We start from the raw sequence: 4,219 nt of genomic DNA, 5'->3' as shown, positions 1-4,219 counted from the left end.
GACTACGGCACTGCTTCTCGCTGCCCTGGCCCTCCGCTCAGAGCGGATTTTCGGCATAGAACTCCAGCACGCGCTGCTTGAAGGTCTTGTCCCCGACGGCCAGCATATGGTCCCGGCCCTCGATATGAAAAGCGCTGGCGTTCGGCATCAACGCTGCAAGCTCATCGGGCGAGCCGCCTATGTCGTCGGTGGTTCCGACGGCGACCAGCGTCGGCTGGGCGATGCGGGCAACATCCTGCTCGCTCAGCAATTCGCGCGATTTGGCGATGCAAGCCGCCAAGGCACGGCGATCGCTGCGGGTCTGGTCGGCGAAGGCGCGAAACGACCGGCCGCGCGGATGGCTGGTCGCGGCCGGATCTTCGGCAAGCAGCGCGTCGGCAATCGGATCCCAATCGCCGACACCGTCGATCATGCCGATGCCGAGGCCGCCGAAGACCAGCGTCGCCACCTTGTCCGGATCGGACAGCGCCATGAACGCCGCGATGCGCGCGCCCATCGAATAACCCATGACGTGGGCGCGCTCGATGCCGAGATGGTCGAGCAAGGCAGTGGCATCGGAGGCCATCTTGACCGGCGTATAGTCCGCCTCATCATAGCTCTTGGACGACGCGCCGTGGCCGCGATTGTCAAAGGCGATGGCGCGGTAACCGGCATCGTTCAGCGTCTTGAACCAGCCGGGCGACACCCAGTTGACATAGTGGCTCGAAGCGAAGCCGTGGATCATCAGCACCGGATCGCCCTCGCCCGATTCCGGCTGGCGGTCGAGGAAGGCAAGGTCGAAGCCGTCATGGGTGAAAGACTGCATCTGCGATCCCGCCTGTGTGCTCAACCGCCACCGCCATTGGGTGCATCGCCATTGTCGGCTGGTGGCATGCCGGGGCCGGACACCGTGCCCACCGCCGGATGGCGCAAAAGGTCGCCATACTCGATGCCGTTCCTGGCGGCAGTGCCTGCCTTGAGCTCAAGCACGAAACGCACCGGTACACCAGGCGAAATGACGGCGTCTGATTGCGGCTCGCCGTGCTTGACCGCCCGGATCTTGCCATCCTGGCCGACAAAAATCAGATCAAGCGGCATCGGGGTGTTGTGCATCCAGAAGCCAACCTGCTGCTGGACCTCGAAGACGAACAGCATGCCGTGGTTGTCCGCCATATCCTGGCGATACATCAAGCCAGCCTCGCGCTCCGCGGCGGTGTCGGCGACTTCGATGGAGAAAGAGCGATCACCGCCTTTCGTCACCACGACCAATGGCGCCGGATCGGCCGGAAGGATCATTGCCCGGCTGTCCGCCGAGGTCGGCTTTTCGGAATAGAAGTAACCACCGGCGGCGGCGATGAAGGCAATCGCGCACATCGCGCCCGCGGTCAGCCAGTTCCTGTAAGCCATTCGAGATCCTCGGCCGGAAACGCCTTAGTGCGAGACCGGCAAGGTCCCCATATCGGGGTGAATTTCGGCGGCCATAAGGCCTTTGTCGCCGCGCCCGAAACGAACCAGCACGACCTGTCCGGGCCGAAGCTCGGTGATACCGTAACGGCGCAAGGTCTCCATATGGACGAAGATATCCTCGGTACCCTCGCCGCGGGTGAGAAAACCAAACCCCTTGGTGCGGTTGAACCATTTCACCAAGGCGCGTTCGAGACCGCTCTCCGGCGTCACCGCGACATGGGTGCGCTGCTCCTGCATCTCGGCCGGGTGGACCGCGGTGGTGACATCCATGGAGAGCACACGGAAGGCCTGCAATCCGCGCTCGCCATGCTTGACGAGGCAGACCACACGCGCGCCTTCCAGGGCCGTCTGAAAGCCGTCTCTTCGAAGACATGTCACATGGAGGAGGATGTCGCCCGAGATGCCGTCATCCGGGAGGATGAAACCATAACCCTTGGCCACATCGAACCACTTGATGGCGCCGGCTACTTCGAGCAGATCAGAAGCGTCGCCGCCTTCGTCACGCTGCAATGCGTCGCCAAGGGTTCCGTCCCGCCCCATGAAAGAGGCCTTTTCCCCCATAAGAATGCCCCCTCTTTTCAAGAACACCGCAACTGATTCTTGCCAACAGATTAACACTGCGGCTTCCGGTGTGTGCAAGACCTGCCGTGCCTTTTTTCACGGTTCATTGGGGCAATACCGGATTTGTTCTTTGCCGGCATTGCGCACCGCCGCACGATTGCCCTTTGACAGGGCCGACCCTATGTTGCGCCGCAACGCAATTTATCGAGGAAATCACATGCGCTATCTGCACACCATGATCCGTGTCGCCGACGTCGATGCCTCGCTCGACTTCTACTGCAATAAGCTCGGCCTCAAGGAAGTGCGCCGCTACGAAAACGAGCAGGGCCGCTTCACGCTGATCTTCCTCGCCGCACCGGAAGACGAGGAGAGCGGCATCAATGAAAAGGCACCGCTGGTCGAACTGACCTACAATTGGGATCCCGAAGACTACAAGGGCGGGCGCAATTTCGGCCACCTCGCTTATGAGGTCGACGACATCTACGCCACCTGCCAGCATCTGATGGACAATGGCGTCACCATCAACCGGCCGCCGCGCGACGGCAACATGGCTTTCGTCAAGTCGCCGGACGGCATCTCGATCGAGCTTTTGCAGAAAGGCCCGGCCAAGGCCAAGGCCGAGCCTTGGGCTTCGATGGCGAACACCGGAAGCTGGTAGCCGATCACGCTGTCTTGAGCGGACAATGCCAGGCTGACGGCCCCGCTACCGTTTGGTTTTTCAGGGGCGGCGCCTATCTGTCTGGCTGAGGCGCCAGGCTTGGGCCGGCGCCCAGCCATGCAAAAGGCGCTTGCCCAGGAGAATTCATGCCGACCAGCCATGCCGACGTCGCCACCGAACATGCCAGCCGCTACCTGCAGCAGTTGTGCAAGCACTGGGCACACAAATTCCCGGTCGAGTTCGATCCCACCCATGGCACCATCGATCTCTCAATGGGCCGTACCGTCATGGCTGCCGATGCCGCAGCGCTGCATGTCACGGTGTCGACTGACGAAGCAGGATCGATCGAGCGCCTGGAAAGCGTTGTCGCCGATCACATCAAGCGCTTTGCTTTCCGCGAAGAACTGACCTTCGACTGGAAACCAACTTCCGCCTAGCCGGCCAACTACTTCTCACCGGCGTGTGCGGCCATCTCCAGCAGCGCCTGCACCGAGCGCCAATTGCGCGCGGTACCCGGCACTTTCAGCGTGCGCGGGATCAGCCCGGCAAACACCGATTTGCCCAGCCCATTCGGTGCGCTGAGGTAGAGCACATCGCCCTTGATCGCGAAGCGTTCGGGGCCGGTGCACTTTTCGGTCAGCCGCGCCACCTCATCGGCGGTCGGCTCGCGTTCCAGCACATAGGCGTGCAGCTTCGTGTGGTCCGCGGCAATTTCCGGATAGGGATTTTCGCGCACCAGCTTCTCGAACCAGGAGAGATCGCGCACCACGATGCGCGAATGGAACCCCCATTTCGTCTCGAAGGCTGCTTCGAGCAGGTTCGCCAGTGCCGCCGCGTCGCCTTTCTTCGCCCGGAACACGGCATTGCCGCTCTGCACGTAGGTGGCGACGTCGGAAAAGCCGAGGCCCTCGAAGAACGACCGCAGCTCCGCCATCTTGACGATGCGGTTGCCGCCGACATTGATGCCCGAAAACAGCGCGACGAAGACTTTTCCCGGATCAATCATTCGATCGCTCATATGATGAACCCGGCCAGTGTCTCGTTGTCGGTGATGTCCTGATACTGGACGCCCTCGGCCTCGAACTTCGCCTTGAGCAGATCGAAATTGCGACGGTCCCTGGTTTCGATGCCGATCAGCACCGAACCAAAATTGCGCGCCGATTTCTTCAGATATTCGAAACGGGCGATGTCGTCGTCGGGTCCGAGCAGTTCGAGGAAATCGCGCAGCGCGCCCGGCCGCTGCGGAAAACGGATGATGAAGTATTTCTTCAAACCCTCGAAGCGCAACGCCCGTTCCTTGACGTCCGGAAGCCGCTCGAAATCGAAATTGCCGCCCGAAACCACGGCGACGATTGTCTTGCCCCTGATCTCCTTCTTGGAGAAATCCTTGAGCGCATCGATCGCCAACGCGCCAGCCGGCTCCAGCACGACGCCTTCGACGTTGAGCATCTCGATCATGGTGGCGCAGAGCCTATTTTCCGGGATTAGCCGCACCGTGTCGGCCGGAAAATCCTTGAGATGACGCAACGGCTCGCGGCCGATCTCGGCCACCGC

General features: G+C 61.6%; 6 protein-coding genes and 1 pseudogene. 2 read left to right on the top strand and 5 right to left on the bottom strand.

Annotation, left to right across the window (positions count from 1 at the left end; genetic code table 11):
- Window positions 1-37: 37 nt before the first annotated feature.
- Genes EN991_RS25600 through EN991_RS25590 form a run of 3 tightly spaced genes read right to left on the bottom strand, consistent with a single transcriptional unit; the run spans window position 38 to window position 1,986 of the window.
- Window positions 38-805 carry an alpha/beta hydrolase gene (locus tag EN991_RS25600; protein ID WP_164753911.1) on the bottom strand — a complete coding sequence of 256 codons (768 nt, stop codon included), beginning with the start codon at window positions 803-805 and terminating at the stop codon, window positions 38-40.
- 20 nt (window positions 806-825) lie between these two features.
- Window positions 826-1,386, bottom strand: a complete 561-nt coding sequence (locus EN991_RS25595) for a DUF192 domain-containing protein (protein ID WP_027160409.1) — start codon at window positions 1,384-1,386, stop codon at window positions 826-828.
- A 24-nt stretch (window positions 1,387-1,410) separates the two neighbouring features.
- A complete protein-coding gene (locus tag EN991_RS25590) occupies window positions 1,411-1,986 on the bottom strand; it encodes a cold-shock protein (protein WP_174564974.1) in 576 nt (191 codons plus the stop codon).
- Between the two features lie 238 nt (window positions 1,987-2,224).
- Between EN991_RS25590 and gloA the strand changes: the two genes are divergently transcribed.
- Both gloA and EN991_RS25580 read left to right on the top strand, forming a co-directional pair.
- Entirely contained in the window at window positions 2,225-2,665 is a 441-nt protein-coding gene (gene gloA, locus EN991_RS25585; RefSeq protein ID WP_063172309.1) for a lactoylglutathione lyase, read from the top strand.
- Between the two features lie 146 nt (window positions 2,666-2,811).
- Window positions 2,812-3,102: a DUF2218 domain-containing protein gene (locus tag EN991_RS25580; protein ID WP_027160411.1), complete on the top strand. Its 291-nt coding sequence runs from the start codon at window positions 2,812-2,814 to the stop codon at window positions 3,100-3,102.
- An 8-nt stretch (window positions 3,103-3,110) separates the two neighbouring features.
- Here EN991_RS25580 and EN991_RS25575 read toward each other — a convergent pair whose 3' ends face one another.
- Window positions 3,111-3,671, bottom strand: coding sequence for a DUF1697 domain-containing protein (locus EN991_RS25575; RefSeq protein ID WP_127369806.1), 561 nt, complete (start codon window positions 3,669-3,671; stop codon window positions 3,111-3,113).
- Between the two features lie 8 nt (window positions 3,672-3,679).
- A pseudogene (locus EN991_RS25570) lies at window positions 3,680-4,219 on the bottom strand (threonine dehydratase); the annotation flags it as partial.

Source organism: Mesorhizobium sp. M7A.F.Ca.US.005.03.2.1 (assembly GCF_003997795.1).
GTDB classification, from domain to species: Bacteria; Pseudomonadota; Alphaproteobacteria; order Rhizobiales; family Rhizobiaceae; genus Mesorhizobium; species Mesorhizobium ciceri.
This window is presented reverse-complemented; position numbering and strand designations above follow the sequence as displayed.